The organism is Spirillospora sp. NPDC127506 (assembly GCF_040302145.1).
GTDB lineage: Bacteria > Actinomycetota > Actinomycetes > Streptosporangiales > Streptosporangiaceae > Spirillospora.
The window spans coordinates 1-26198 of the sequence record NZ_JBEORG010000012.1 but is presented as its reverse complement, the minus strand read 5'-3'; the positions used below and the strand labels follow the sequence as shown (position 1 = coordinate 26198).

The 26198-nt window shown below is 74.7% G+C and carries 21 protein-coding genes; 4 read left to right on the top strand and 17 right to left on the bottom strand.

Going from position 1 to position 26198, the window contains the following annotated elements; genetic code table 11:
- Nucleotides 1-49: 49 nt before the first annotated feature.
- The 11 genes from murC to mraZ all read right to left on the bottom strand — a co-directional run bounded on the left by murC (nucleotide 50) and on the right by mraZ (nucleotide 14187).
- On the bottom strand, nucleotides 50-1480 hold the full coding sequence (gene murC / locus ABTW95_RS14180; RefSeq protein ID WP_396448215.1) for a UDP-N-acetylmuramate--L-alanine ligase: 1431 nt from the start codon (nucleotides 1478-1480) through the stop codon (nucleotides 50-52).
- Nucleotides 1477-2571 (bottom strand): undecaprenyldiphospho-muramoylpentapeptide beta-N-acetylglucosaminyltransferase, encoded by a 1095-nt coding sequence (gene murG / locus ABTW95_RS14175; RefSeq protein ID WP_396448216.1) that lies wholly within the window; start codon nucleotides 2569-2571, stop codon nucleotides 1477-1479. Before murG ends, murC begins: the two co-directional genes overlap by 4 nt.
- Before the next feature lie 39 nt (nucleotides 2572-2610).
- Complete coding sequence (gene ftsW / locus ABTW95_RS14170; RefSeq protein ID WP_396448217.1) at nucleotides 2611-3864, bottom strand: putative lipid II flippase FtsW; 1254 nt, start codon at nucleotides 3862-3864, stop codon at nucleotides 2611-2613.
- Nucleotides 3865-3866: 2 nt separating this feature from the next.
- Nucleotides 3867-5309 (bottom strand): UDP-N-acetylmuramoyl-L-alanine--D-glutamate ligase, encoded by a 1443-nt coding sequence (gene murD / locus ABTW95_RS14165; protein ID WP_396448218.1) that lies wholly within the window; start codon nucleotides 5307-5309, stop codon nucleotides 3867-3869.
- Nucleotides 5291-6370, bottom strand: a complete 1080-nt coding sequence (gene mraY, locus ABTW95_RS14160; protein WP_396448219.1) for a phospho-N-acetylmuramoyl-pentapeptide-transferase — start codon at nucleotides 6368-6370, stop codon at nucleotides 5291-5293. Before mraY ends, murD begins: the two co-directional genes overlap by 19 nt.
- The gene (locus ABTW95_RS14155) at nucleotides 6367-7761 is read right to left on the bottom strand and encodes a UDP-N-acetylmuramoyl-tripeptide--D-alanyl-D-alanine ligase (protein WP_500226457.1); all 1395 of its coding nucleotides are present in this window, start codon (nucleotides 7759-7761) and stop codon (nucleotides 6367-6369) included. Before ABTW95_RS14155 ends, mraY begins: the two co-directional genes overlap by 4 nt.
- Nucleotides 7758-9293, bottom strand: a complete 1536-nt coding sequence (locus tag ABTW95_RS14150; protein WP_500226456.1) for a UDP-N-acetylmuramoyl-L-alanyl-D-glutamate--2,6-diaminopimelate ligase — start codon at nucleotides 9291-9293, stop codon at nucleotides 7758-7760. Before ABTW95_RS14150 ends, ABTW95_RS14155 begins: the two co-directional genes overlap by 4 nt.
- Nucleotides 9294-9374: 81 nt before the next feature.
- Nucleotides 9375-11093 carry a peptidoglycan D,D-transpeptidase FtsI family protein gene (locus tag ABTW95_RS14145; protein ID WP_500226530.1) on the bottom strand — a complete coding sequence of 573 codons (1719 nt, stop codon included), beginning with the start codon at nucleotides 11091-11093 and terminating at the stop codon, nucleotides 9375-9377.
- A gap of 699 nt (nucleotides 11094-11792) precedes the next feature.
- The gene (gene ftsL, locus ABTW95_RS14140; protein ID WP_500226455.1) at nucleotides 11793-12473 is read right to left on the bottom strand and encodes a cell division protein FtsL; all 681 of its coding nucleotides are present in this window, start codon (nucleotides 12471-12473) and stop codon (nucleotides 11793-11795) included.
- On the bottom strand, nucleotides 12470-13510 hold the full coding sequence (rsmH, locus tag ABTW95_RS14135; protein ID WP_500226454.1) for a 16S rRNA (cytosine(1402)-N(4))-methyltransferase RsmH: 1041 nt from the start codon (nucleotides 13508-13510) through the stop codon (nucleotides 12470-12472). The genes ftsL and rsmH overlap by 4 nt, the downstream gene beginning before the upstream one ends.
- 245 nt (nucleotides 13511-13755) lie before the next feature.
- Nucleotides 13756-14187 (bottom strand): division/cell wall cluster transcriptional repressor MraZ, encoded by a 432-nt coding sequence (gene mraZ, locus ABTW95_RS14130; RefSeq protein ID WP_396448224.1) that lies wholly within the window; start codon nucleotides 14185-14187, stop codon nucleotides 13756-13758.
- Nucleotides 14188-14582: 395 nt separating this feature from the next.
- On the opposite strand from mraZ, the gene ABTW95_RS14125 reads away from it, so the two are divergent.
- Genes ABTW95_RS14125 through ABTW95_RS14115 form a run of 3 tightly spaced genes read left to right on the top strand, consistent with a single transcriptional unit; the run spans nucleotide 14583 to nucleotide 19393 of the window.
- Complete coding sequence (locus ABTW95_RS14125) at nucleotides 14583-15629, top strand: AAA family ATPase (protein WP_396448225.1); 1047 nt, start codon at nucleotides 14583-14585, stop codon at nucleotides 15627-15629.
- A gap of 3 nt (nucleotides 15630-15632) precedes the next feature.
- Nucleotides 15633-16904 (top strand): DUF58 domain-containing protein, encoded by a 1272-nt coding sequence (locus ABTW95_RS14120; RefSeq protein ID WP_500226453.1) that lies wholly within the window; start codon nucleotides 15633-15635, stop codon nucleotides 16902-16904.
- Nucleotides 16901-19393 (top strand): transglutaminase TgpA family protein, encoded by a 2493-nt coding sequence (locus ABTW95_RS14115; RefSeq protein WP_500226452.1) that lies wholly within the window; start codon nucleotides 16901-16903, stop codon nucleotides 19391-19393. The genes ABTW95_RS14120 and ABTW95_RS14115 overlap by 4 nt, the downstream gene beginning before the upstream one ends.
- Before the next feature lie 177 nt (nucleotides 19394-19570).
- Here the strand turns inward: ABTW95_RS14115 and ABTW95_RS14110 are convergent, their stop codons facing one another.
- The 6 genes from ABTW95_RS14110 to ABTW95_RS14085 all read right to left on the bottom strand — a co-directional run bounded on the left by ABTW95_RS14110 (nucleotide 19571) and on the right by ABTW95_RS14085 (nucleotide 24356).
- Nucleotides 19571-19966 carry an SCO2097 family morphological protein gene (locus tag ABTW95_RS14110; protein WP_396448228.1) on the bottom strand — a complete coding sequence of 132 codons (396 nt, stop codon included), beginning with the start codon at nucleotides 19964-19966 and terminating at the stop codon, nucleotides 19571-19573.
- A gap of 147 nt (nucleotides 19967-20113) precedes the next feature.
- Nucleotides 20114-21379, bottom strand: a complete 1266-nt coding sequence (locus tag ABTW95_RS14105) for a DNA polymerase IV (RefSeq protein ID WP_396448229.1) — start codon at nucleotides 21377-21379, stop codon at nucleotides 20114-20116.
- A 53-nt stretch (nucleotides 21380-21432) separates the two neighbouring features.
- A complete protein-coding gene (locus tag ABTW95_RS14100) occupies nucleotides 21433-22230 on the bottom strand; it encodes a methyltransferase domain-containing protein (RefSeq protein ID WP_500226451.1) in 798 nt (265 codons plus the stop codon).
- Nucleotides 22231-22273: 43 nt separating this feature from the next.
- A complete protein-coding gene (nusB, locus tag ABTW95_RS14095; RefSeq protein ID WP_396448231.1) occupies nucleotides 22274-22690 on the bottom strand; it encodes a transcription antitermination factor NusB in 417 nt (138 codons plus the stop codon).
- A gap of 1 nt (nucleotide 22691) precedes the next feature.
- Nucleotides 22692-23249, bottom strand: coding sequence for an elongation factor P (gene efp / locus ABTW95_RS14090; protein ID WP_396448232.1), 558 nt, complete (start codon nucleotides 23247-23249; stop codon nucleotides 22692-22694).
- Nucleotides 23250-23279: 30 nt separating this feature from the next.
- Complete coding sequence (locus ABTW95_RS14085) at nucleotides 23280-24356, bottom strand: M24 family metallopeptidase (RefSeq protein WP_500226450.1); 1077 nt, start codon at nucleotides 24354-24356, stop codon at nucleotides 23280-23282.
- A 229-nt stretch (nucleotides 24357-24585) separates the two neighbouring features.
- Between ABTW95_RS14085 and ABTW95_RS14080 the strand changes: the two genes are divergently transcribed.
- Nucleotides 24586-26064 (top strand): flavin monoamine oxidase family protein, encoded by a 1479-nt coding sequence (locus tag ABTW95_RS14080; RefSeq protein WP_396448234.1) that lies wholly within the window; start codon nucleotides 24586-24588, stop codon nucleotides 26062-26064.
- Nucleotides 26065-26198: the final 134 nt, after the last annotated feature.

Sequence of the window (26198 nt, the reverse complement as noted above, 5' to 3'; positions counted from 1 at the left end):
GCAGTTCCGCGCCCCGGCGCCGCCGACCGCGCGGGCGGCGGCGTGTCACTCAGGACGCGGCGAGGCGGTCCAGGACGAGCGGGCCGAGCTGCGTCACGTCGCCCGCGCCCAGCGTGATCACGACGTCGCCGGGCCGGGCGAGGGACGCCGCGACGGCGGGCGCCTCGTCCCGGACGGGCGCGTAGACGGTCTCGGTGCCGGCCGGGACGGCGTCGGCGACGAGGGCGCCGGTCACCCCGGGCTCCGGGTCCTCGCGGGCGCCGTACACGTCGAGCACGACCGCGGCGTCGGCGAGGCCGAGGGCCGCGCCGAACTCGGCGGCGAAGAACCGGGTGCGGCTGTACAGGTGCGGCTGGAACACCGCGACGATCCGGCCGCCCCGCCCCTGCTCCCCCAGGTAGTCGCGGGTGGCCTCCAGGTCGGCGGTCAGCTCGGTGGGGTGGTGGGCGTAGCTGTCGAACACCTCGACGCCGCCCGCCTCGCCCTTGCGCTCCAGCCGCCGCATCGCGCCGCCGAACGCGGCGAGGCCCGCCCGCACGGCCGCGCCGTCCACGCCGAGCGCCTGCGCGACCGCGACGACGGCGGCGGCGTTGAGCGCGTTGTGCCGCCCCGGCACGGCGAGCACGACCTCGCCGGCCCCGTCCCCGCCCTCGCCGGAGCCCTCCACGGTGAACCGGGAGCCGAGGCCGCGCGGGGTGAACCCGGTCACCCGCAGGTCGGCGCCCTCGGCCGTCCCGTAGGTGCGGACGGCGAGCCCGCGCGCCCGCGCCCGGCCGGCGAGCTCCATCGCGACGGGGTCGTCCGCGCCGGCGACGAGCGTCCCGCCGGGCTCGACGCGGTCGACGAACCGCGCGAAGTTCTCCTTCACCATCTCGAAGCCGCCGTAGTTGTCGAGGTGGTCGGCCTCGACGTTGGTGACGACCGCGATGTGCGGGGTGTACCGGAGGAACGAGCCGTCGCTCTCGTCGGCCTCGGCGACGAACACGTCGCCGGAGCCCTCGTCGGCGCCGAGGCCGGTGGTGACGAGCTGCCCGCCGATGCAGTAGGACGGGTCGGCGCCCGCGTGCTGCAGCGCGACCGTCAGCATCGACGTGGTGGTGGTCTTGCCGTGCGTCCCGGCGACCGCGACGGCGCGCCGCCCGGCCATGAGGGACGCGAGCGCCTCCGACCGGTGCAGGACGCGCAGCCCCCGCTCGCGGGCGGCGACCAGCTCGGGGTTGGTCTCCCGGATCGCCGTGGAGACCACCACCGTGTCGGCGTCGCCGACGTGCGCGGCGTCGTGCCCGACGAACACCTTGGCGCCGAGGTCGCCGAGCTGGGCGAGCAGCTCGGAGTCGCGGGCGTCGCTGCCGGACACCGCCATGCCGCGGCGCAGCATGATGCGGGCGACGCCGGACATCCCGGCGCCGCCGATCGCGATGAAGTGCACCCTGCCGAGCGCGTCGGCGGGGACGACCTCCCCCGGGTCGATCGGGTTCATCGCGCGGCGCCCGCCTGGCGGACCACGTCGTACACCATCCGGGCGAGCGCGACGTCGGCGTCCCGGCGGCCCATCCGGCCGGCGGCCTCCGACATGTGCGCGACGCGGGCCGGGTCGGCCAGCACCGGCAGCAGGTTCCGGGCGATCCAGTCGGGCGACAGCTCGGCGTTGTCGACGAGCATGCCGCCGCCCGCCGCGACGATCGGCTCGGCGTTGAGGCGCTGCTCGCCGTTGCCGATCGGCAGCGGCACGTACACCGCGGGCAGCGCCACCGCCGCCAGCTCGGCGCACGTCATCGCGCCGGCGCGGCACATGGCCATGTCGGCGGCGGCGTAGGCGAGGTCCATCCGGTCGCAGTACGGGATGGTGACGTACTGCGGGCCGCCGGACGCGGGCTCGGGCTCCTCGGTGTTCTTCGGCCCGACGATGTGCAGCACCTGGATGCCCGCCTGCCGGAAGTACGGCGCGGCGGCCACCGCGGCCTGGTTCAGCGAGCGGGCGCCCTGCGAGCCGCCGAAGATCAGCAGCGTGGGCAGGTCGGGCAGCAGCCCGAAGTAGGAGCGGGCCTTGTCGCCCATCGCGAGCCGGTCGAGGGTGGCGATCTCGCGGCGCAGCGGGATGCCGACGAACGTGGCGTTCGGCAGCGGCGAGTCGGCGTGCGAGACCGCGACGTGCTCGGTGAACCGGGCGCCGAGCTTGTTGGCGAGGCCGGGCTTGGGGTTGGCCTCGTGCACGATGATCGGCACCTTGCGCTTGCGGGCCGCGAGGTAGCCGGGGGTGGCGACGTACCCGCCGAAGCCGACCAGGATGTCGGCCCGGGCCTGGTCCAGGACGGCCGCCGCCGCGTTGATCGCGCCGCGCAGCCGGCCGGGGACCGACAGCAGCTGCGGGGTCAGGGTGCGCGGCAGCGGCACCGGCGGGATGAGCGCGAGCTCGTAGCCGCGCTGCGGGACGAGTCGGGTCTCCAGCCCCCGCTCCGTCCCGAGGCAGACGATCCCCGTGTTCGGGTCGTTGCGGCGCAGCGCGTCGGCGAGGGCCAGCGCGGGCTCGATGTGTCCGGCGGTGCCCCCGCCGGCCAGGACAACCCTCATGCTCGTTGACAACTCCTCAGCGTGTTCGAAGGGGGGATTTCAACGCCGTGCCAGACCCAGCCAGCTTAGAGCCCTCACGACCGGTCCGGGGCCACGTGCGGAGAGTGCCTGCCGCGCGCCGGGCTCGCGTTTGGCGAAGGCGAGCAGCATCCCGAGCGCGAACAGGCTCGGGATGAGCGCCGAGCCGCCGTACGACACCAGCGGAAGCGGGATCCCCGTAATGGGTAGGACGGCGATGACCGCGCCGATGTTCACGACCGCCTGCACGACCAGCCACGCCGTGGCGCCCGCGGCGGCGAGCCGGGTGAACGGGTCCTTCACCCGCCGCGCGATGCGCAGCCCGGCGTAGGCGAGCATCCCGAACAGGCCGAGGACGACGAGGGTGCCGGCGAGCCCGAACTCCTCCCCCACGATCGCGAAGATGAAGTCGGTCTCGGCGTGCGGGAGGTAGTCCCACTTGGCGCGGCCCTCGCCGATGCCGGTGCCGAACAGCCCGCCGGACGCGACCGCGTACAGCCCCTGGGTGCCCTGGTAGTTGGTGGTCAGCTTGTTGCCGGACGGGTCGAGGAACCCGGTGAGGCGCTGCATCCGGTACGGCTCGACGACGATGAGGATCGACACGAGCAGCGCGACGAGCCCGGCGATGCCGACGAACAGCCGCCCGGGCGCGCCGACGACCCACAGCAGCGCCAGGAAGATCGTGAGCAGCACCAGCGTGGTGCCGAGGTCGCTGCCCAGCATGACGAGCAGGACCAGGACGCCGGCGCCCGGCATCAGCGGGACGAGCAGCGGCCGCCACTCGGTGAGCTGGCCGAGCCGGTCCTTGCGGGCCAGCAGGTCGGCGCCCCACAGCACGAGGGCGAGCTTGGCGAGCTCGGACGGCTGGATCTGCACCGGCCCGAGGTCGACCCAGCGGGTGGCGCCGCCCGCGCTGCGCCCGAGCCCGGGGACGAGCACCAGCGCCAGGCAGACGATCGACAGGAGCAGCATCGGGTAGGCGAGCGCGCGGAACGTCTTCACCGGCAGCCGGGACGCCAGCCACATGCCGGGCAGCCCGATCGCCACCCACACCGCCTGCTTCTGGAACAGCGTGTACGCCGACCCGGTCGCCTGGATCTGCTTCACGATGGAGGCCGACAGCACCATCGTCAGCCCGAGCGCGAGCAGCATCATCGAGCAGCCCAGCACCAGGTAGTAGGAGGTGAGGGGCCGGTCGAGCAGCCCGACGGCGGCGACCACCTGCTCCCGTGGCCCCGGACGCCGGCCGCCCTCCTCCTCGGCCGCGGCGGACACGGCTAGCGGGGGTCCCCGGGGGCGTCCCCCCGGCCGGCCGCCCCGGCGAGGCGCTCGACGGCCGCGATGAAGGCGTCCCCGCGGGCCGGGTAGTTGGCGAACATGTCGAAGGACGCCCCCACGGGCGCGAGGAGGACGGTGTCCCCGGGGCGGGCGAGGGCTGAGGCTTCGCTGACGACGCGGTCCATGGCCCCAGTGTCGGTGTCGGGGACGTCCACGACCGGGACATCCGGCGCGTGTCGCGCGAGTGCCTCCGCGATCCGCCCCCGGTCGCGCCCCATCAGCACGGCGCCGCGCAGCCGCCCGGCGCAGGAGCGCACCAGGTCGTCGACGTCCAGCCCCTTGAGGAGGCCCCCGGCGATCCACACGACGCTCTCGTAGGCGGCGAGGGACGCGGCGGCGGCGTGCGGCTGGGTCGCCTTGGAGTCGTTGACGTAGGCGACGCCCGCGACGTCGGCGACGTGCTGGATGCGGTGCGGGTCGGGCACGAACGAGCGCAGGCCCTCCCGGACGGCCTCCGCCGGCACGCCGAACGCGCGGGCCAGCGCGGCGGCGGCCAGCGCGTTCGCGACGTTGTGCGGCGCGTACGGGCGGACGTCGGCGAGCGCGGCCAGCTCCTCGGCGCGGTTCGCGGGGTCGCCGGTGAACGCGCGGTCGACGAGGAGGTCCTCGACGACGCCGAGCTCGCCGGGGCGCGGCACCCGGAGGGTGAACCCGGCGCGCCGCTCCGCTCCCTCGGCGAGCGCGGCGGACGTGTCGTCGTCGGCGTTGTAGACCGCGACGCCGCACCGCGCGTAGATCTTGCCCTTGGCGCCCACGTAGGCGTCCATGGAGCCGTGCCAGTCGAGGTGGTCGGGGGCGACGTTCAGCACCGCCGCCGCCTCCGGGGCGAGCGAGCCGGACCAGTGCAGCTGGTAGCTCGACAGCTCCACCGCGAGCACGTCGTACTGCTCGCCGGGACCCGCGACGGCCTCCACGACGGGGGTCCCCACGTTGCCGACGGCGAGGGCCTTGCGGCCGGCGGCGGTGAGCATGCAGGCCAGCATCCGGACGACGGTCGTCTTGCCGTCCGTGCCGGTGACGGCCAGCCACGGCGCCGCGCCCGGCCCGCGGAGCCGCCACGCCAGCTCGACCTCGCCGATGATCTCGATGCCCGCGGCGGCGGCCGCGGCGAGCAGCGGCACGTCCGGCCGCCACCCGGGCGAGGTCACGACGAGCTCGGTGCCCGCGGGCAGGCTCTCCCCGTCGCCGAGGCGGACGGCGACCCCGCGCTCCTCCAGCTCGGCGGCGTGCCCGCGCTGCTCCTCCCCGTCGCGGGCGTCCACGACGGTGACGCGGGCGCCGCGCCCGGCGAGGACGCGGGCGGCGGCGCGGCCGGACACGCCCAGGCCGGCGACGCACACCCGGAGGCCGTTCCAGGAGCGGCTCACTTCTTCGGCATCCATTCCAGGTAGAACAGGCCGATGCCGATCGCGGTGAACAGCGCGGACATCAGCCAGAAGCGCACGACGATCGTGGTCTCGGCCCAGCCGGACAGCTCGAAGTGGTGCTGCAGCGGGGCCATCTTGAACACGCGTTTCGGCTGCGGCATGAACTTCCCCGTCACCTTGAAGCTGCCGACCTGGATGATCACCGACAGGGTGATCATCACGATCAGGCCGCACAGGATGGCGAGCAGCAGCTGGGTGCGGGTGAGGATCGCGAGGCCGACCAGCACGCCGCCGAGGGCCAGCGAGCCGGTGTCGCCCATGAAGATCTTCGCGGGCGGGGCGTTCCACCACAGGAAGCCGAACACGCCGCCGAGCATGGCCGCGGCGACGACCGCGAGGTCGAGGGGGTCGCGGACGCTGTAGCAGTTGGGGGCGAGCGCGAAGTCGGTGCAGCTGTTGCGCAGCTGCCAGTTCCCGATGATCACGTAGGCGGCCAGCACCATGCCGGCCGGGCCCGCGGCGAGGCCGTCCAGGCCGTCGGTGAGGTTCACGCCGTTGGACATCGCCGCGATGAGCAGCAGCGCCCAGATCACGAACAGGTACGGGCCGATCGAGGGGCCGAAGTCGCGCAGGAAGCTCAGGTGGGGGTCGGCGGGGGTGACGTCGTAGCCGTTGGGGAAGTTCAGCGACGCGACGGCGAACACGACGCCGACCAGGATGATCCCGATCATCTTCGCGCCGCTGCGCAGCCCGAGGCTGCGCTGCTTGAACACCTTGATGTAGTCGTCGACGAACCCGACGAGGCCGAGGCCCGTCATCAGGAACAGCACCAGGAGCCCGGAGATCGTCGGCTCGTTCCCGGTGACCAGGTGCGCCGCCGCGTAGCCGACGAGCGCGCCGACGATGAAGACCGCCCCGCCCATCGTGGGGGTGCCGCGCTTCTTGAGGTGCGCCTCCGGGCCCTCGTCGCGGATCATCTGGCCGTAGCCGAGCCGGTTCACGATCCGGATCCACACCGGCGTGCCGACCATCACGAAGACCAGCGCGACCCCCGCGGCGATGATGATGTTGGTCATCGGGCCGCCTCCGCGAGGAGCGCCTCGGCCACCCGTTCCAGTCCGGCCACGCGGGAGCCCTTCACCAGTACGACGTCCCGCGGCGCGAGCCGCTCGCTGAGCGCGGTCACCGCCGCGCCGACGTCATCCACCTGCACGCACTCTCCCGTCCATGACGCCACCTGCCCGGCCCCTTCGGCCATCGCCGCCGCGTTCGCGCCGACGACGACGAGCCCGGCGATCCCGCTGCGCGCGACATGCTGCCCGATCTTGGCATGTTCCGCCACGGAGGCGTCGCCGAGTTCGGCCATCTCCCCCAGCACCGCGTAGGCGCGGCGCCCGCGCGCCATGTGCACGAGCACGTCGAGGGCGGCGCGCACCGAGTCGGGGTTGGCGTTGTAGGCGTCGTTCACCACGGTGACGCCGTCGGCCCGCTCGGTGACCTCCATCCGCCACCGGCTGGCCGGCACCGCCGCCGACAGCGCCTCGGCGATCGCGCCGGGCGCGAGCCCCGCGGCGCGCGCGGCGGCGGCCGCGGCGAGCGCGTTCGGGACGGCGTGCGCGCCGTGCAGGCGCAGCGCGACCGGCGCCGAGCCCTCCGGGGTGACCAGGGTGAACCGGGGCCGGCCCTGCTCGTCGAGCGTCTCGTCCGCGGCGCGGACCGCCGCGTCCGGCGCGCGGCCGAACGTGACGACCTCCCCCCGGGTGCGGGACGCCATCGCGGCGACCAGCGGGTCGTCGGCGTTGAGGACGGCGGTCCCGCCCGGCGGCACCGCCTCCACGATCTCGCCCTTGGCGCGGGCGATGTTCTCCCGGCTGCCGAACTCCCCGACGTGCGCGGTGCCGACGTTCAGCACCACCCCGACGTCGGGCCGCGCGATCCCGGTGAGGTAGGCGATGTGGCCGATCCCGCGCGCGCCCATCTCCAGGACGAGGTGGCGGGTCCCGGCGTCCGCGCGCAGCACGGTGAGCGGCAGCCCGATCTCGTTGTTGAACGAGCCCGGCGGGTGCACGGTGGGCCCGGCGCGGGCGACCAGCTGCGCGATGAGGTCCTTGGTGGAGGTCTTGCCGGCGGAGCCGGTCACGGCGAAGACGGTGACGTCCGGCAGCCGCTCCAGCAGGCCGCGGGCCAGCCGGCCGAGCGCCTCCTGGACGTCGGGCACGACGACGCACGGCCCTTCGCCGGCCTGCCCGGCGGGACGCTGCGCGAGCACTCCGGCCGCACCGGCGGCCAGCGCCGCGGCGGCGAAGTCGTGCCCGTCCGCGCGCTCGCCCTTCAGCGCCGCGAACAGCGCCCCGGGCTCCACGGCGCGGGAGTCGATGACGACGGGACCGGTCACCACGGCGTCCGGAGGCCCGTGCACGGTGCCTCCCGTGATCTCCGCGATCGTCGCCAGCGGAAGTGGGATCACGCCTGCGTCCCGTCCCCTCTAGTCCCTCGTGTCCGGCGCCGGAGCGCCGCGCGGACGACCTCCCGGTCGTCGAACGGATGCACCTCGCCCGCCACGTTCTGCCCCTGCTCGTGGCCCTTGCCCGCGACGACCAGGACGTCGCCGCGGCGGGCGCGGCCGACGGCCAGCCCGATCGCGGCGGCGCGGTCGGGCTCCACGACGATGTGCGCGCGCTCTGGCTGCGGCACCTTGAGCCCGCCCTCGACCATAGCGGCGAGGATCGCCAGCGGATCTTCCGACCTCGGGTTGTCGTTGGTGAAGTACGCCGTGTCGGCCAGCCGGGCGGCGGCCTCCCCCATCAGCGGCCGCTTGCCGCGGTCGCGGTCGCCGCCGCAGCCGAGCACCACCGTGAGGCTGCCCTCGGTGACGGGCCGCAGCGCGTTCAGCACGGCCTCGACCGCGCCGGGCTTGTGCGAGTAGTCGACGAGGGCGACGAAGTCCTGGCCCTCGTCGACGCGCTCCAGCCGGCCGGGGACGCCGGGCAGCGACGCGACCCCGCGCACGGCGGCCTGCAGCGGGACGCCCGCCTCGACCAGCGCGACGATCGCGGCGAGCGCGTTGGCGACGTTGAACGGCCCGGCGAGCGCGACCTCGGCGTCCGCCTCGATCCCGCCGGGGCCGACGACGCGGAACACGCCGCCGTCGGCGCCGACGCGCACGTCCTCGGCCCGCCAGTCGGCCGCCGGGTCGCCCGACGCGGAGAACGTCGTCGTGGGCACCGCGGCGATCTCCAGCAGCTCCCGGCCGTAGTGGTCGTCCAGGTTCACCACGCCGACGCGCGAGTACTCCGGCGTGAACAGCCGCGCCTTCGCCAGGAAGTAGTCCTGCATGGTCGGGTGGTAGTCGAGGTGGTCCTGGGAGAGGTTCGTGAACACCGCGACCTCGTAGCGGGCGCCGCCGACGCGGCCCTGCACGAGCGCGTGGCTGGACACCTCCATCGCGGCGGCGCCGACGCCGCGCTCGCGCATCACCGCCAGCAGCGCGTGCAGGTCGGTCGCCTCGGGGGTGGTGAGCGCGCTCGGCACCCGCTCGCCGCCCACCCGGATCTCGACGCCGCCGACCAGGCCCGTCTCGATCCCGGCGGCGCGCAGCCCCGCGTCGACCAGGAACACGGTCGTGGTCTTGCCGCTGGTGCCGGTGACGCCGATGAGCGTGATGTCGCGCCCCGGGTCGCCGTACACCCACGAGGAGGCGTCGCCGAGCCGCGCGCGGACGTCCGGCACCACGAGGACCGGCAGGCCCGTCCGGGCCGCCCGGTCGTACCCGTCGGGGTCGGTGAGGACGGCCGCCGCGCCCGCGTCGGCGGCCTGGCCGGCGAACTGGGCGCCGTGGGCTCGGGCGCCCGGCAGCGCCGCGTAGACGTCGCCGGGCAGCACCGCCCGCGAGTCGTGGGTGATGCCCGTGACCGAGGTTCCGTCCCGGCCGTCCCACTCGATCCCCAGAAGCTCCGCGAGCCCGCTCAGCGGACGGGCCGGATTGGTGGTCGGACGCATGGCTGTTCTTTCGGTGCGAGCGAAACGGGACTGGTGGGACAGGGGTGGTGGACTCACAGGCGAGGAGGGTACTCGCTGCCGTCAGTCCCCGGCGTGGATCTGGATGATCGGCGGTCGGCTCCCCGTCGGCGGGATCTTCTCGGACTGCAGGGCGAAGCTCATCACGTCCTTGAAGACCGGTGCGGCCACATCGCCACCATAGTGGCTGCCCCGCTTCGGGTCCTGCAGGACGACCTGCACGACGAGCTGAGGGTCGTCCGCCGGGGCGAACCCCGCGAACGACGCGGTGTAGCCGCCGCCGTCGTAGCACCCGCAGCGCGGGTTGACGATCTCGGCGGTGCCGGTCTTGCCGGCCACGCGGTACCCCTTGATCTGGGCCTTGGGGGCGGTGCCCTCGTCGGTGGTGACGCCCTCCAGCATGTCGCTGATCTGCCGCGCGGTCTCCGCGCTGATCACCTGCTTGCGCGCGGGCGGCGGCGCGGGGGTGAACTCGTCGTCCTCGCCGACCGTCCCCTCGACGAGGGTCGGCGCGACGCGGACGCCGCCGTTGGCGATCGTCGCGTACACGCTCGCCATCTGCACCGCGTTCACCGACACCGTCTGCCCGAAGGCGATCGGGTACCGGTCGGTGCCCGACCACTTGTCCGGGGGCTCCAGCAGGCCGGGCGTCTCACCGGGCAGCGGCAGCCCGGTCTTCTGCCCGAACCCGAAGTCGCGCAGCGTCCGGTAGAGCTGCTGCGAGGTGATGCTCTGGCTGGCCAGGATGGTGCCGACGTTGCTGGACTTGGCCAGCACCCCCGCGAACGTGAGCCGCTCGGTCGGGTGGGGGTGCGAGTCGTGGAACACGACGTCGTACTTCTTGATCTTGTCGGGGACGCTGTAGGGCGTCCGCGGGGTGACGCCGCCGTACTCCATGACGGCGGCGGCCGTGACGACCTTGCCGGTGCTGCCGGGCTCGTAGGCGTCCTGCACCAGCGGGCTCCCCCAGCGGGACCGGTCGGCCTCGGCGTAGCGGTTCGGGTCGAACCCGGGCGCGGACGCCATCGCGAGCAGCTTGCCGGTGCGCGGGTCCATCACGATGACGCTGCCGCTGTCGGCCCGGGTGGCCTTCACCTGCTTCTCGATGGCCTCCTGCGCCTTGAACTGCAGGTCGCGCTGCAGCGTCAGGCGGACGCCGCGGCCCGGGACGGGGGGGCGCTTCTGGTCTTCGCCCATGGGGATGTGCTGGCCCTCAAGGCTGATCTCCACCCGCTGCCAGCCCGCGCGCCCGGCGAGCACGCCGTTCATGGAGCTCTCCAGGCCCGCGGCGCCCTTCCCCGTGTCGTTCACGAAACCTATGACGCCGGCGGCCAGCGAATCGTTGGGATACTCGCGGCGGTATTCCGGCAGGGTGCCGATCCCGGGCAGGTTCCAGCCGGTGATGAGCCGCGCCTGGTCGGGCCGGACGCCGTGCGCCAGGTACACGAACCGGGTGCCGGGCTTGCTGATCTGCTTCATCAGCGCCGCCGGGTTCAGGCCGAGCGTCGGGGCGAGCGCGTTCACCACCGACTGCCGCCGGCCGGCGTCGATCAGCGACGGGTCGGCGTAGATGGCCCGGGCCTCCACCGTCATGGCGAGCGGATGCCCCTGGGCGTCGGTGATGTCGCCGCGGACGGCGGGCAGCGTGATCTCCTGCAGCCGCTGCCGCATCGCCTCCTCGGTGTACTTCCCGGACTCGATCGTCTGCAGCTGGACGAGCCGCCCGGCGAACAGCGACAGCACGAACGCGACGGCGAGCAGGCCCGCGTTGAGGCGCTTCATCGGGTCGCGGCGGTTGAACGGCACGCGGGTGCGCGGGCCCCGGCCCGGCGGCCGCGGCCCGGAGCCGCCGGGCCGGGTCCGCGTCGCGGGCGGGCGGCCGCCGCGGGCCGTCCGCGCGCCGGCCTTGCCGGGCGCCCGGCCGGCGGGCGGCTTCTTCCGGGCGGGCTTGGCCGGCGCTCCCCGCACCGACTCGTTCCGCGCCGTCTCCTTGCGCGCCGTCTTCTTTCGCGTTTCCTTGCGCGAGGCCCCGTCGCGCGTTTTCTCCTTGCGGGCAGTCTCCTTGCGCCCGGTCTCCTTGCGCCCGGTCTCCTTGCGCCCGGTCTCCTTGCGCCCGGTCTCCTTGCGGGGGGCCGCCTTGGTGCGTTCGGCGGCCCTGCGCTCGGCCGGTGTGCGCTCGGCCGCCTTGCGGGGGGCGGGGGCGGTGCCGCCGCGCGCGGGACGGCGGGGCGCGCTGCCCTTGTGGCCCGGCCGTCCCGCGCCGTCCGCCCTCCCGCCCGGGGAGCGCGGAGTGCCGCCGGTCTGGTGCCCGGACGCGCGCGCCGCGCCCGGGCCGCTCTTGTCGTCCCGCCCGGCCGAGCCCCGGGGGGCCCGCCCGTCCGGTCCGCGTCGCCGGCCGGGCGGCGGGCCGGCGGTCCCGGGTCCCGGCCGTTTCGTCACCGCGCCCCCCGCTCCTTCGTCACCGTGCGTCCTGCTCCCCCGTCACCGCGCGCCGCTCGCCCGGACGCCGTCGCCGGGCACCACGGTGCCGGGGACGCCGAGCACGCCCGCGGCGCCGGCCGAGGCGGCCGCGGCGTGCGGGACGGGGCGGATCGCGCCGCCGCTCGCCCGGCCGGTCTCGGTGTAGAAGAACGCGGGGTCCTCGGCCTCCTTCATGCCGAGCGCCTTGGCCTTCTTCCCCAGGCTGGCCGGGGAGCCCTCGCGCGCGTTCTCCTCTTCGAGGGCCTGGCGCTGCTGTTCGAGCTGCTTGTTGCTCTGCTGCAGCCGCGTGAGCGTGAACGCGTCCTTGGCGAGGACGGTGTTGAGCAGCAGCAGGCTCACCAGCGCGCCGCCGAGCAGCCCGACGATGAGCAGCACGAAGGGCGCGCGCGGCGCGGCCCGGCGGGCCGCGGCCGGGCGGGACCGGGCGGCCGGCGGCCGCGCGCTCCCCGCCCTGCCGCTCTTCCCGGACGCGCTCTTCCCGGACGCGCTCTTCCCCGGCGCGGCCTTCTTCGGCACGGCCCTGGACGGCGTCCCGGCCGGCGCCTTCGCCGGCTTGGGCGCGGTCTTCACGGCCGTCGCCGTGCCGCCCCCCGGCGCGGTGGCCGGGGCCGCGGGCGGCGCGGCGGCCGTCCTCTTCTTCTTGGGCGCCTTGACCGGCGGGCGCCTGCTCGTCGTCGTCATGTCGCCTCCCGGACCCGCTCCGCGGCGCGCATCCGCACCGATCCGGCCCGTGGGTTGGTCGTGGTCTCCGCACCGGAGGGCAGCTCGGCCCCGCGCGTCAGGAGCCGGAACCTCGGCTCGTGCTCGGGCAGCGGGACGGGCAGCTCCGGCGGGGTGGTGTCGGCCGCCTGGGCGGCGAGGACGCGCTTGGTGATGCGGTCCTCGAGGGAGTGGTAGGACAGGACGGCGACCCGGCCGCCGACCGGGAGCGCGTCCAGGGCGGCGGGCAGCGCCCGGCGCAGGATGTCGAGTTCGCCGTTCACCTCGATGCGCAGCGCCTGGAACGTGCGCTTGGCCGGGTTGCCGCCGGTGCGGCGCGTCGCGGCCGGGATGGCGGAGCGCACGAGGTCGGCGAGCCTGCGGGTGGTGTCCAGCGGGGCGCGCTCGCGTTCGCGGACGATGGCCGAGGCGATCCGCTGGGCGAACCGCTCCTCGCCGTACTCGCGCAGGATCCGGGCGAGCTCGGCGGGCGGGTACCCGTTGACCACCTCGGCGGCGGTGAGGCTCTGGGTGCGGTCCATCCGCATGTCGAGCGGGGCGTCGTAGGAGTAGGCGAAGCCGCGGTCCGCCTCGTCGAGCTGCGGGGAGGACACCCCGAGGTCGAACAGGACGGCGTCGACCGCGGGCACGCCGAGCCCGGCCAGCACCGCGGGAATCCGGTCGTAGACGGCGTGCTCCAGCGTCACCCGGTCGCCGAACGGGGCGAGCCGGCGCGCGGAGCGCTCCAGCGCGACGGTGTCGCGGTCGAGGCCGATGAGCCGGAGCCGCGGGACGGCCCGCAGCATCGCCTCGGCGTGGCCGCCCATGCCGAGCGTGGCGTCGAGGTAGACGGGGTCGCGGCCGCTGACCGCCTCGGCGGCGGGGACGAGGATCTCCAGGACGCGGCCCAGCATGACCGGCACGTGGCCGCTCGGCGGCCCCGGCTCGCCGGCCGTGCGGCCGGCGCCGTCGGACGTGCGGCCGGACGCGCGCTCTGCGGCGCGGTCGCCTGCGCCCATGGTTCACCCCCTGTACTGCCACCTCGCTCGCGGACTGTGTGGCATCGCCGGACCGGACCGTCCCGTGCCCCCGGCGGCGGCCTCGCCCGGCCAGGTCCCCATCCGCTGCCCTAGAGGAAGATCACCGCGTTGCCGCGGGGGGTCGCCGTCTGGCACCGGGGAAGCTGCGCCAGCTGGCTCGGAGAGCGGCTGGAGACCTGGCCGAACGTGGGCCATAGCCGGTCAACGGACCGACGAGTCTTCGCTCAGAGGATCCCTGGCAACACCTCCTCCGAGACGTCGGAGAACGTCTGCTCCTCCCGCTCCAGGTAGGTCTCCCATGCCTGGGCGTCCCAGATCTCCAGACGCGTGTTGGCCCCGATCACCGTGCAGTCGCGGGTGAGCCCCGCGTACTTGCGCAGCGGCGGGGGGATCGTGACGCGCCCCTGCTTGTCCGGTACCTCGTCGGAGGCGCTGGCGAAGAAGACCCGGCTGTAGCTCCGGACCGCCTTCTCGGTGACCGGCGCGGCACGCAGAGCCTCGGTAATCCGCTGGAACTCCGCCATGGGGAAGACGTACAGGCAGCGTTCCTGGCCCTTCGTGATCACCAATCCCCCCGACAGCTCCTCGCGGTACTTCGCCGGCAGGAACAGTCGTCCCTTGTCGTCGAGGCGCGGGTTATGGGTGCCGAGGAACACCGGCCCACCTCCCGCGCCGCATGGGGGTGCAACCGCCCCCACGGCGCCCCACTCTACTCCACTCTTCCCCACCGTCAACAAGAAAAACATCGCCCACGGGCGAATTCGGCGAGCAAAAGTGCAGGTCAGAGCGGGTGGTGCGGAGTGGGGCCCGGCGGCCGCCGGCGCGCGCGCCGCACCGTCCCGAGACGTCCGATGACGCGATTTCGCGCATTTCGGCGGGTGCTGGATGATCGTGGTGGAGCGAAGTGGCGGGCGGGGCCGCGGCCGCGAGGCAACATCTGGACGGCATTCGCCGTCCTTCCCGTAGAGCACAATGGGCTCGCGTTCCCCATGAGCATCGCAGTGGGCGTTCCGACGACGTACTGTCGGTTGGAACGGCTGAGGAGGGTTTGGTGGCAGTAGGCACGCACGGCGAGTCGTTCATGGAGACCGACCCCCCGGCATCCCACCCTGCCCGGCGCCGCGCCTCGGGGGACGGGGGGACGGCTCGCGGGCTCGACGGACTCGCCCACATCGCGAACAAGATCCGGGACGCCGTGGAGTCGGTGATCGAGGGCAAGCCCTCGGTGGTGCGGCTCGCGCTCACGGTGCTGCTGGCGGAGGGGCACCTGCTGATCGAGGACGTGCCGGGGGTCGGCAAGACGATGCTCGCCAAGGCGCTCGCGCGCTCGGTCGACTGCTCGGTGCGGCGCGTCCAGTTCACCCCGGACCTGCTGCCCAGCGACATCACCGGGGTCAGCGCCTACAACCAGGAGCTGCGCGAGTTCGAGTTCAAGCCGGGGCCGGTGTTCGCCAACATCGTGGTCGGCGACGAGATCAACCGGGCGTCCCCGAAGACGCAGTCGGCGCTGCTGGAGTGCATGGAGGAGCGCCAGGTCACCGTCGACGGCACCACCTACGCGCTGGAGCCGCCGTTCATGGTGATCTCCACGCAGAACCCGGTGGAGATGGAGGGCACCTACCCGCTGCCGGAGGCGCAGCGCGACCGGTTCACCGCCCGCATCTCGATGGGCTACCCCGACGCGGCCGCCGAGCTGGAGATGCTCGACACGCACGGCCAGACCTCCCCCCTCGACCGGCTCACCCCGGTCGCGCACGCCGCCGACGTCCGCGACCTCATCGAGGTGGTGCGGCGCCAGCACGTCGCGCCCGCGGTGAAGCAGTACGCGATCGACCTCGTCGCCGCCACCCGCAAGCACCCCGAGCTGCGGCTCGGCGCGTCCCCGCGGGCGACCCTGCACCTGGTGCGCGCGGCACGGGCGTACGCGGCGCTCGACGACCGCGACTACGTCGTCCCCGACGACGTGCAGGACCTCGCCGTCCCCGTCCTCGCGCACCGGCTGCTGCCGACCGCGGAGGCGCAGGTGGAGCGGCGGCGTCCCGAGCAGGTCGTCGCCGACCTGGTGAAGCGCCTGCCGGTGCCCTCCCCCGGGAAGTGACCGGTGCGACGCGCGCTGGCCGGCCTCACCACGCGCGGGCGGTCCTTCGTGGCCGCCGGCGCGACCGCGATCATCTGCGCGCTCATCCTGGGCGAGCGCGACCTGCTGCGCGCGGGGGTGCTCGTGCTGGTGCTGCCGCTGCTGTGCATGCTCGCGGTGTCGCGGACCCGGTACCGGCTGGCGTGCGCGCGGCGGCTCGACCCGGCGCGGCTGCCGGTCGGCCATGAGGCCCGCGTCGACCTGCGGCTGGAGAACGTGTCGCGGCTGCCGAGCGGGCTGCTCATGGTGGAGGACCGGGTCCCGTACGCGCTCGGCGGCCGGGCCCGGTTCGTGCTGGAGCGGATCGAGCCGCACGGCTCACGCCAGCTCGGCTACCGGATCCGCTCGGACGTGCGCGGCCGCTACCGCACCGGGCCGCTGACGGTCCGGCTCGCCGACCCGTTCGGGATGGTGGAGCTGGTGCGCTCGTTCAGCCTGTCCGACACGCTGACCGTGACGCCCGCGATCGTGCCGCTGCCGCACAGCCGGCTGTCGGGCGCGTGGACGGGCGGCGGCGACAGCGTCGCCCGCGCGGTGTCCGCGGCGGGCGAGGACGACGTGGCCCCCCGCGAGTACCGGCACGGCGACGACCTGCGCCGCGTGCACTGGCGGTCCACCGCCCGGCACGGGGAGCTGATGGTGCGGCGCGAGGAGCAGCACTTCCAGAGCAGCGGCACGCTGTTCCTCGACACCCGCCGCAGCGCGCACTGGGGCGAGGGGCTGAGCAGCTCGTTCGAGCAGGCGGTGTCGGCGACCGCGTCGATCGGCGTGCACCTCGTCCGGACGGGGATGAGCCTGCGGTACGTCACCGACGCCGGGGAGGCGCTGCCCGCGGCGCCGTCCGAGGGCGCGTTCGAGGGGCTGCTGCTCGACGCGCTCGCGGTGGCGCGCCGGTCCCGGGGCAACTCGCTGTCGGCGGGGCTGGCCGCGCTGCGCGGCGGCGAGGCCGGCGCGCGGGAGGGCGAGGGGCTGGTCGTCGCGGTGTTCGGCGCCCTGTCCGCCGAGGAGGCCCGCGCGGTGGCGGCGGCGCGGCGCGGCACCGGGACGTCCGTCGCGGTGCTGCTCGAGGGCGCGCCCGGCGCCGCGGAGCGGGCGGAGCCGCAGGGCGAGGGGACCGCGGGGCTGCTGCGCTCGGCGGGGTGGCGGGTGCTGCCCGTCGCGTCCGCCGCGGACCTCGCCCGGGCGTGGACGACGGCCGGCAAGGCCGGTGAGGACTTCGTCAGGGACGGCTCATGAGGATCCGGATGACGGTCATGGCCGGGCTGGCGACGGTCGCCGGCTCGCTCGGCCTCTACCCGCTGTACGAGAAGGCCGGCTGGTTCTGGGCCGGGCTGGGCGCGGTGCTCGCGGCGGCGGGCGGCGGGCTGCTGGCCCGGCGGCTGCGGCTGCCCGCGCCGATGAACGCGGTGTTCGGGCTGGCGGCGCTGCTGCTCTACCTCGACCTCGTCTACGCCGCCGACCTGGCGTGGCTGGTGTTCGTCCCGTCCCCGGAGTCGGTGGGGCACCTCGGCGACCTGGCCGGGGAGGGCTGGCGGGCCGCGAACCGGTACGCGGCGCCGGTCCCGCTGCTGCCCGGCATCGCGATGCTGACCGCGACCGGGATCGGGCTGGTCGCGGTCATGGTCGACCTGCTCGCCGTCCGGCTGCACCGCACCGCGCCCGCCGGGCTGCCGCTGCTCGCCATGTACAGCGTGCCCGCGGCGGTCCGCGAGGACGGCGCCGGCTGGCTGGCGTTCGGTGTCGGCGCGCTCGGCTTCCTCGCCCTGCTGATGGCCGATTCCCGGGAGAAGGTCGGCGGCTGGGGCCGCACGGTCACCTCGCGGCACCGGCCCCGCGAGGTCCCGCTGGCCGGGACCGGGCCGCGCCCCGGCGAGGAGCCGGAGCCGCCCGCCACGGCGGCGCTGGCGGCGAGCGGCCGGCGGATAGCGCTCGGCGCGGTCGCCGTCGCGGTGCTGCTGCCGGCCGCGGTGCCGGGCCTGCACCCGCGCGGCGTGTTCGGCCTGGACGGCGGCGGGGGCTCGGGCACCCGCACCGTGACGACGCCCGACCCGCTGGTCAGCCTGAAGCGGGAGCTGACCCGGCTGGACGACTCGGTCGTCCTCACCTACCGGACCGACGACCCGGAGGGCCCCGACTACCTGCGGCTGTACGCCCTCGACCGGTTCGACGGCGACCGCTGGACCTACAGCCCGCTGAAGAGCAGCTCCAAGGACAGGATCGTCTTCGGGCGCACGCTCCCGCCGCCGCCGGGGCTGTCCATCGGGCGGGTGCACAAGGTGACGACCACGGTCCACGTGCGGCCCGAGGTCAGGAACATGACGTTCCTGCCGGTGCCGTACGCGCCGACCAGCGTGTCGATCAGGGGGGACTGGCGGGTGCACCCCTCGTCGCTGATGGTCTACTCGCTGCACGACGCGGCGGGCGGCCGCTCCTACACCGTGGAGAGCCTGCGCGCCGACCCGACCGCCGGGCAGCTCGCCGCCGCGGGCGGCTACCCGGCCGACATCGTCGCGCACTACACCGCGGTGCCGAAGAACATCCCGCAGGAGGTCAGGAGGCTCGCCGAGCGGGTCACCGCCGGGTCGGCAACCGCGCTCACGCAGGCCGTCCGGCTGCAGCGCTGGTTCACCACCACCGGCGGGTTCAGCTACGACCTGTCCGCGCCCGCGCCGCAGAAGGGCAGCGACCTCGTCGACTTCCTGCTGCACAGCAAGCACGGCTACTGCGAGCAGTACGCCGCCTCGATGGCGCTGATGGCGCGGATCCTCGGCATCCCGTCCCGCGTGGCGATGGGGTACACGCCGGGCAGCGAGGTCAGGCCGGGCGAGTGGGTCGTCCGGTCGCGGGACGCGCACGCCTGGCCGGAGCTGTACTTCCAGGGCACCGGCTGGGTGCGGTTCGAGCCGACGCCGTCGGGCGCGGCCGGGCAGGGCACCGCGGTCGCGCCGGCCTACAGCCGTCCCGCGGTCAGCGCCGGCGGCGGGAGCAACAGCTCGTCCGCGCAGGCGCCCGACTCCTCCGCGCCGGGCGGCGAGGCGGCCGCCTCGCCGAGCGCCGGCGCCCGGCACCGCGACGACCAGGCGCCCGGCAGCACCTCCGCCGCGCAGGACACCGAGGACGACGGGTTCACCGCCACGCCCTGGATGGCGGGCGCGCTGCTGACGCTGATGCTGCTGGGCGTGCCGATGGCGCTGCGGGCGTACACCCGGCGCCGCCGCTGGGCGGCGCTGACGCCGCCGCCCCCGCCGGTGCCCGGCGCCCCGCCCCGGCCCGGCCCGGCGCGGCGGCGGGCGGCCCCGCCCGACCCGGCCGGTGCGGCGCACGCCGCGTGGCGGGAGATGCGCGCCGACGCGCTCGACCACGGGCTGGAATGGCGGGCCAGCGACTCCCCGCGGGCCGCCGCGCGGCGGCTCGGCGAGCTGCTCGACCTGGACGGCGCGAGCGCGCGGGCCCTCACCCGCATCGCCCGCGCCGAGGAGCTGGCCCGCTACTCCCGGTCGCGCTCCCCGGAGCCGGTGGAGCGGCTGCGCGCCGACGTGAAGACCGTGCGGGAGGCGTTCGCCGCGTCCGTGGGCCGCCGCGCCCGCTGGCGCGCCCGGCTGCTGCCGCCGTCCACGATGGCGCAGACCCGCGCCGCGCTGCGCACCGCGTCGGATCGCGCCCTCGACGTCACCGCCCGGCTGAACGCCCTGCCGGGCCGCCTCGCCCGCCCGCGCCGCCGGTAGGGCCGCGGAACGCCGGAGGAACACCCCCGGGATGCGCGCGTCCCGGCCCGCGGTCGCCGCCCGGTGGCGGGACGAGCGGAGCGGCGCCCGGCTCCACCGGAGCGCCGCGGCCCCTCATACGCAGACGTCCCGGCCCCGCGGTCGGCACGCGGGGCCGGGACGTCGGCGCGAGGTCTGTCAGTCGCCTTCGGTGCGGCGGCGCCAGCGCTCTTCCATGCGCTCCATGAAGCCGGCCTTGGCCGGGCGGGAGGAGCGGCCGCCGCCACCGCGGGCGGGCTCGTTCCCGATGCCGGTCATCCGCTTCCAGCTCGTCAACGCCCAGACGCAGCACACCACCATCAGCAGGAAACCGGTCACACTGATCGCGATGGTGACCGTGCCCTCATTGATCACGAGGCCGGCCATCAGGGCGCAGACGCCCACGACGAAACCGAGGGCGGCCTTGATGATCCGGCGCTTGTAATGGACCTGGGGGTTGGTCGAGCGAACCGCGTGAGCGAACTTCGGATCCTCGGCGTACAGAGCCGATTCGATCTGTTCGAGCATGCGCTGCTCGTGCTCAGAGAGCGGCACGGCACCTCCCAACGACAGCTCCGCGACGGGGTATCCGATGCGGGACGCGAACGTCAACGGTGATATGCCCAGAATACGAGCACTGTCGAGCGCGCGAAAGCGAACGGCCCGTCGAGGGCCCCGTCCAGGTCACCCCACAGCCTTCTTTCATTGCCTTCCGTCCCTGCCGTCACTTCCGTCACCGTCCGCCGCCCGCCGGACGAGCGCGGCGGGACGGACCGCGCCGCGGCCGAACCGGTGCGCGACCTGGTCCATGGCACGCTCGGCCTCACGCCAGCCGCGTTCCGGCTCGTCGAAGGCGAGCTGACGGGGGGCCTCGCCGGCGGGGACCAGGTTCTCGACCCGCACCCCGACCAGACGGAGTCGTACCCGTTCCAGCCCGGCCGCCTCATAGAGCTCGCGCGCTGTGACATAGATCACACGGGCGAGATCAGTGGGCTCGTTCAGCGTCCGCGCCCGGGTGATCGTCCTGAAGTCCGCCATCCGGAGTTTGACGCTGACCGTCCGGCCCGCGTTCCCGGCGGCCCGCAGCCGCTCGCCGGTCTTCTCCGCGAGCCGCAGCAGCGACCGGCGGATGGCCTCGGGGTCGTCGACGTCGGTGTCGAACGTCTCCTCGGCGCCGATGCTCTTGTCGGGCGTGTGCGGGACGACCTCGCGCGGGTCGCGGCCCCACGCCAGCTCGTGCAGGTGCGCGCCCATCGCGTTGCCGAGCTCGCGCCGCAGCGTGGCCGGCGGGACCCGGGCGAGCTGCCCGACCGTCCGCAGGCCGAGCCGGGCGAGGTGCTCCTCCGTCCGCTCCCCCACGCCCCACAGGGACGCGACGGGCAGCGGGTGCAGGAACTCGACGACGCCGTCGGCGGGCACCACGAGCAGCCCGTCGGGCTTGCACCGGGTCGAGGCGAGCTTGGCGATGAACTTGGTGCTCGCGACGCCGACCGAGCACGTGATGCCCTGCTGGTCGCGGACCTGCTCGCGGATCATCTGGGCGATCCGCGCCGGCCGGCCGAGCCGCCGCCGGGCGCCCGCCACGTCGAGGAACGCCTCGTCCAGCGACAGGCCCTCGACCAGCGGGGTGACGGACCGGAAGATCTCGAACACCGCGGCGGAGACGCGGGAGTACTTGCCGTGGTCCACCGGCAGCACGACCGCCTGCGGGCACAGCCGCCGCGCCCGCGTCATCGGCATCGCCGAGTGCACGCCGAACGCGCGGGCCTCGTAGGACGCCGCGGACACCACGCCCCGCGGCCCGGCGCCGCCCACGATCACGGGGCGGCCGCGCAGCTCGGGGCGGTCGAGCAGCTCGACGCTGACGAAGAACGCGTCCATGTCGACGTGCAGGATGGCGCAGCCGGTGTCGTCTGCGGGCGGCCCCGGCTGCGGACCCGGCCGGTGCAGCTGCTGCTTGCGGCTCACGCTCTATTAGTACTCGACTGGTCCCCGACTGGTACCCGGCCGGCGCCCGGCGGCTACCCGGCCGACTTGTCGGCCGGCTTGTCGGCCACCAGGTGCAGCTGGGTGGCGAGGTCGCGCAGGACGGGGTGGACGGCCGCGACGGACTCCAGCGCGATCAGCGCGTCCGCCGAGTCGGAGTCGCCGTCCAGCAGGCTGCTCGGCACCAGGTCGGCGAAGATCCGCACGCCGTGCAGCTCGGCGACGCGCAGGCCCGCGCCGCGCACCAGGGACGACAGCGTCTCGCGGGTGAACCGGCGGGGCATCCGGTCGCCCTCGCCCCACCGCCCGGACGGGTCGGTGAGCACCCGCCGCGCGTCGTCGAAGTGCCCGGACACGGCGCGGTGCAGCGCGGCGGCGACCTGCCCGGCGACGAGCACGCTCACCGAGCCGCCCGGCCGGACCGCGCCGGTCAGCGCGGCCATCGCCGCGCCGGGGTCGTCGACGTACTCCAGGACGCTGTGGCACAGCACGAGGTCGGCGGCGTCCGGGCCCAGCAGGTCGGGCAGGTCGACGGCGTCGCCCTGCACCGCGCGGACCCGGACCCCGGACTCGGCGGCGCGGCGCTCCAGCGCGGCCAGCGCGTCGGGGTTGGCGTCGACCACGGTGACGCGGTGCCCCAGCTCGGCGAGCGGGACCGCGAACCCGCCGGTGCCGCCGCCGACGTCCACGACGTCGCGCGGGCCGGCCTCCGGGGTGATGCGGGCGAGCACGGTGCGCAGGGCGTCCCACAGGACCGCGCTGCGCACCCTGGTGCCGCCCCGCACCCGCTTCTGCTGCCGGCCGGTCACGGCGGCTCCCTTAACGTCAGTCATCGCCGCCCAGCCTAGCCGCCCGGTGCGCCGCAACCGGCGCGATTCACAGCGTGAGGGAGGGCTTGAGCTGCTGCAGGCGGGAGAGGAGGCCGTTGACGAAGCGCGGGGACTCGTCGGTGGACAGCTCGGTCGCGAGGGCGACGGCCTCGCTGACCGCGACGCCGTCGGGGACGTCGTCCGCCCACAGCAGCTCGAACGCGCCCATCCGCAGGATGTTGCGGTCGACGGCCGGCATCCGCTCCAGCGTCCAGCCGGTGGCGTAGGTGGAGATCAGCTCGTCGATGCGCTCCCGGTGCTCCTGGACGCCCTCGATCAGCCGGACGGCGTGCGGGTACTCGGCCGGCTCGTCCTGGTTGGGGCGGCCCCGCGCCGCGAGCACGGCCACCGGCTCCTCCTCCCGCAGCTCCGCCGCGAACAGGATGTCGAGCGCGAGTCTCCTGGCCTTGGTGCGGGCCGCCATCTCAGGCGCGGCCGAGGTACTCGCCGGAGCGGGTGTCGACCTTGACCTTCTCCCCGGTGGTGATGAACAGCGGGACCTGGATCTGCGCGCCGGTCTCCACGGTGGCGGGCTTGCTGCCGCCGGTGGAGCGGTCGCCCTGCAGGCCGGGCTCGGTCTCGGTGATCTCCAGCACGACGGCGGCGGGCAGCTCGACGTACAGCGGGGTGTCGTCGTTGAAGGCGATCACCGCGTTCTGCTCGGGCAGCAGGTAGTTCGCGGCGTCGCCGACGACGGCCGCCGGGATGTGCGGCTGGTCGTAGGTCTCGGTGTCCATGAAGACGAAGTCCTCGCCCTCGCGGTAGAGGTACTGCATCTCCCGCTTGTCGACGCTGGCCACCTCGACCTTGGTGCCGGCGTTGAAGGTCTTGTCGACGACCTTCCCGGACAGGACGTTCTTCAGCTTGGTGCGGACGAACGCGCCGCCCTTGCCTGGCTTGACGTGCTGGAACTCGAGGACGGTCCACAGCTGGCCGTCGAGGTTCAGCGTCATGCCGTTCTTCAGGTCGTTCGTCGTCGCCACTGGCTGTTCTCCCGGTCGCGACCCGCGCGTCTAGAGGACGAGCAGGTCCTTGGTCGTCGTGGTGAGGAGCTCCGGGCCGTCCGCGCGGACCACGATCGTGTCCTCGATGCGGACTCCGCCCCGGCCCGTGAGATAGACCCCCGGCTCCGCGGTGATCGGTACCCGATCCATCAGTTTACCGGTCTTGTCGTACCCCATGAGCGGCGCTTCGTGGATCTCCAGGCCGACGCCGTGCCCCACCCCGTGGGTGAACTCCGCGCCGTGCCCGGCGTCCTTGATGATCTCGCGCGCGGCGGCGTCGACGTCCTTGGTGTCCGCGCCGGGCCGGGCGGCCTCGACGGCGGCGCGCTGCGCCCGGCTGACGAGGTCGTACAGGTCGCGCTGCCAGCCGGCGGGCTCGCCGATCGCGACGGTGCGGGTCATGTCGGCGTGGTAGCCGCCGTACAGGGCGCCGAAGTCCATGGTGACCAGGTCGCCGGCCTGCAGCTCGCGGCCGCCGGGGTGGTGGTGCGGGACGGCGCCGTTCGGGCCGGACGCGATGATCGACTCGAACGCGGGGCGCTCGGCGCCGAAGTCGACCATGGCGCGTTCGAGCGCGACCGCGACGGCCCGCTCGGTGACGCCGGCGCGGATCTCGGGGAGGACGGCCTCGAACGCGCGGCCGGTGATCGCGCACGCCTCCCGCAGGAGGGCGATCTCCTCCTCGTCCTTGACCATGCGCAGCTCTTCCACGAGGCGGCCGAGCGGCGCCAGCTCGACCTCGGCGGCGTCGAGCAGGGCGGCGTGCTGCTCGACGGTGATGTCGTGCGCCTCGAAGCCGACGCGGCCGTGGCCGTCCGCGGCGGCCCGCGCCACCAGCGCCTCCACCACCTGCCGGTCGACGACGACGGGCAGCTCCGGGCAGACCTCGGCGGCCATGCCGGCGTACCGGCCGTCGGTCGCGAGGACGGCCGGGCCGTCCGCCGGGACCAGCAGCGCGGCGCGGGAGCTGTCGAGCCCGGTCAGGTAGCGGACGTTGACCAGCCGCGTCACCAGCGCGGCGGCGGCGCCGCGCTCCGCGACGAGCCCGGCCAGCCTCCGGCGCCGGGCGGCGTGCGCCTCACCCATGCCGCGCCTCACCCATGCCGTGCCTCACCCATGCGGCGTCCCGCCATGCGTCCTGCCATGCGTCCCCCATGGGCAGGACTCTAGATGATCGCCGGGGCGGGCCGGGAGGCCGTCTCGACGCGGTCACGAAACATGAAGAACCCTCGACTTCAGGTTGAGGGCGGGCCTAGCGTGAGCTGCCGTGTGAACCTTCCGTCCCCCCGCATGGACACCCCTGGAGGGATTCCCCTTGACCCGAGTCAGCCGCCGCAGACTGCTCGGCACGGGCGCGCTCACCGCCGCCGGCGCCGTCGCCTCCGCCGCCGCGGCGCCGTCCGCCGCCGCCCGCACCGCTCCGGTCAGCACCGACGTGGTGATCGTCGGGGCCGGCCTGTCCGGCCTGACCGCCGCCCGCGACCTCGTCGCGGCCGGCCGGTCCGTGATCGTCCTGGAGGCCCGGGACCGGCCGGGCGGGCGGGTGTACGGCCTGCCGCTCGGCGACGGCACCACCAGCGAGGGCGGCGCCGAGTTCATCGGCCCGACGCAGGACAGGATCGCCGCGCTCGCCAGGGACATGGGCGTCGAGACCTTCAAGACCTACAACGAGGGCAAGAACGTCTACTACCGCAACGGGAAGCGGTCCCTGTACGCCACCGACGGCCTGCTCGGCGCGGTCCCGCCGGACTGGGGCGTGCTCGACCTGGAGCTGGCGCTGCTCAAGCTCGGCAACATGATCAAGCAGGTCCCGGTCGGCGAGCCGTGGAAGGCGGCGAAGGCCGAGGAGTGGGACGCGCAGACGTTCTACACGTGGTCGCGGTCCAACTCGCTGAGCAGCGGCGCGCGGTTCCTGATGGACGCGTTCGCCTCCTCCACGCTGTCGATGCGCTCGCAGGAGATCTCGCTGCTCTACCTGCTGCACTACGCGGCCGCGGCGGGCAACGAGAGCAACCCCGGGACGATCGACCGGCTGATCAACACCAAGGACGGCGCGCAGGAGTCCCGGTTCGTGGGCGGCTCGCAGGAGGTGCCCGTCCGGCTGGCGGCGCGGCTGGGCGACATCGTCCGCTACAACGCGCCGGTACGGTCCATCGCGACCGGCGCCGGCGGCGTCACCGTCACCGCGGACGGGATCACCGTGTCGGCCAAGCGGGTCATCGTCGCGATGTCCCCCGCGATCGCGAACAGGATCGACTACTCGCCGGCGCTGCCCGCGAGCCGGGCGCAGCTGATGCAGCGCTACCCGATGGGCTCGATCGCCAAGTTCGTCGGCGTCTACGACACGCCGTTCTGGCGCGCGGACGGCCTCACCGGGCAGGCGGTCGCCGACAGCGGCGCGATCGACGCGACGTTCGACAACAGCCCGCCGGACGGGTCGCGCGGCATCCTGATGGGCTTCATGAACCAGGCGAACATCCGCAAGCTGGACGGCGCGTCCGCGGACGAGGTCCGGGCGGCGGGCCTCGACTCGTTCACCAAGCTGTTCGGCGACAAGGCCGCCCACCCGCGGATCACGGCGTTCCAGCGCTGGGACAACGAGATGTGGAGCGGCGGCGGCCCGGTCGGCATCGCCCCGCCCGGCGCGCTCACCGCGTTCGGCCCGGCGCTGCGCGCCCCGTGCGGCCCGATCCACTGGGCGGGCACCGAGACGTCCGACTACTGGACCGGCTACATGGACGGCGCGGTCCGCTCCGGCGAGCGCGTCGCCAAGGAGGTCCACGCCGCGCTCTGACCCTCGGCTTGCGGCGTGTTGCCCTTATCGGCGCGCTCATAAGGGCTCGTCGGGATCACGCACGGGCACGAGGCCGGCTGGGCGGCGCTGCCGGTGGCGCGGCGCCTGCTCCGCCACGTCGTCCCCGATGCGGC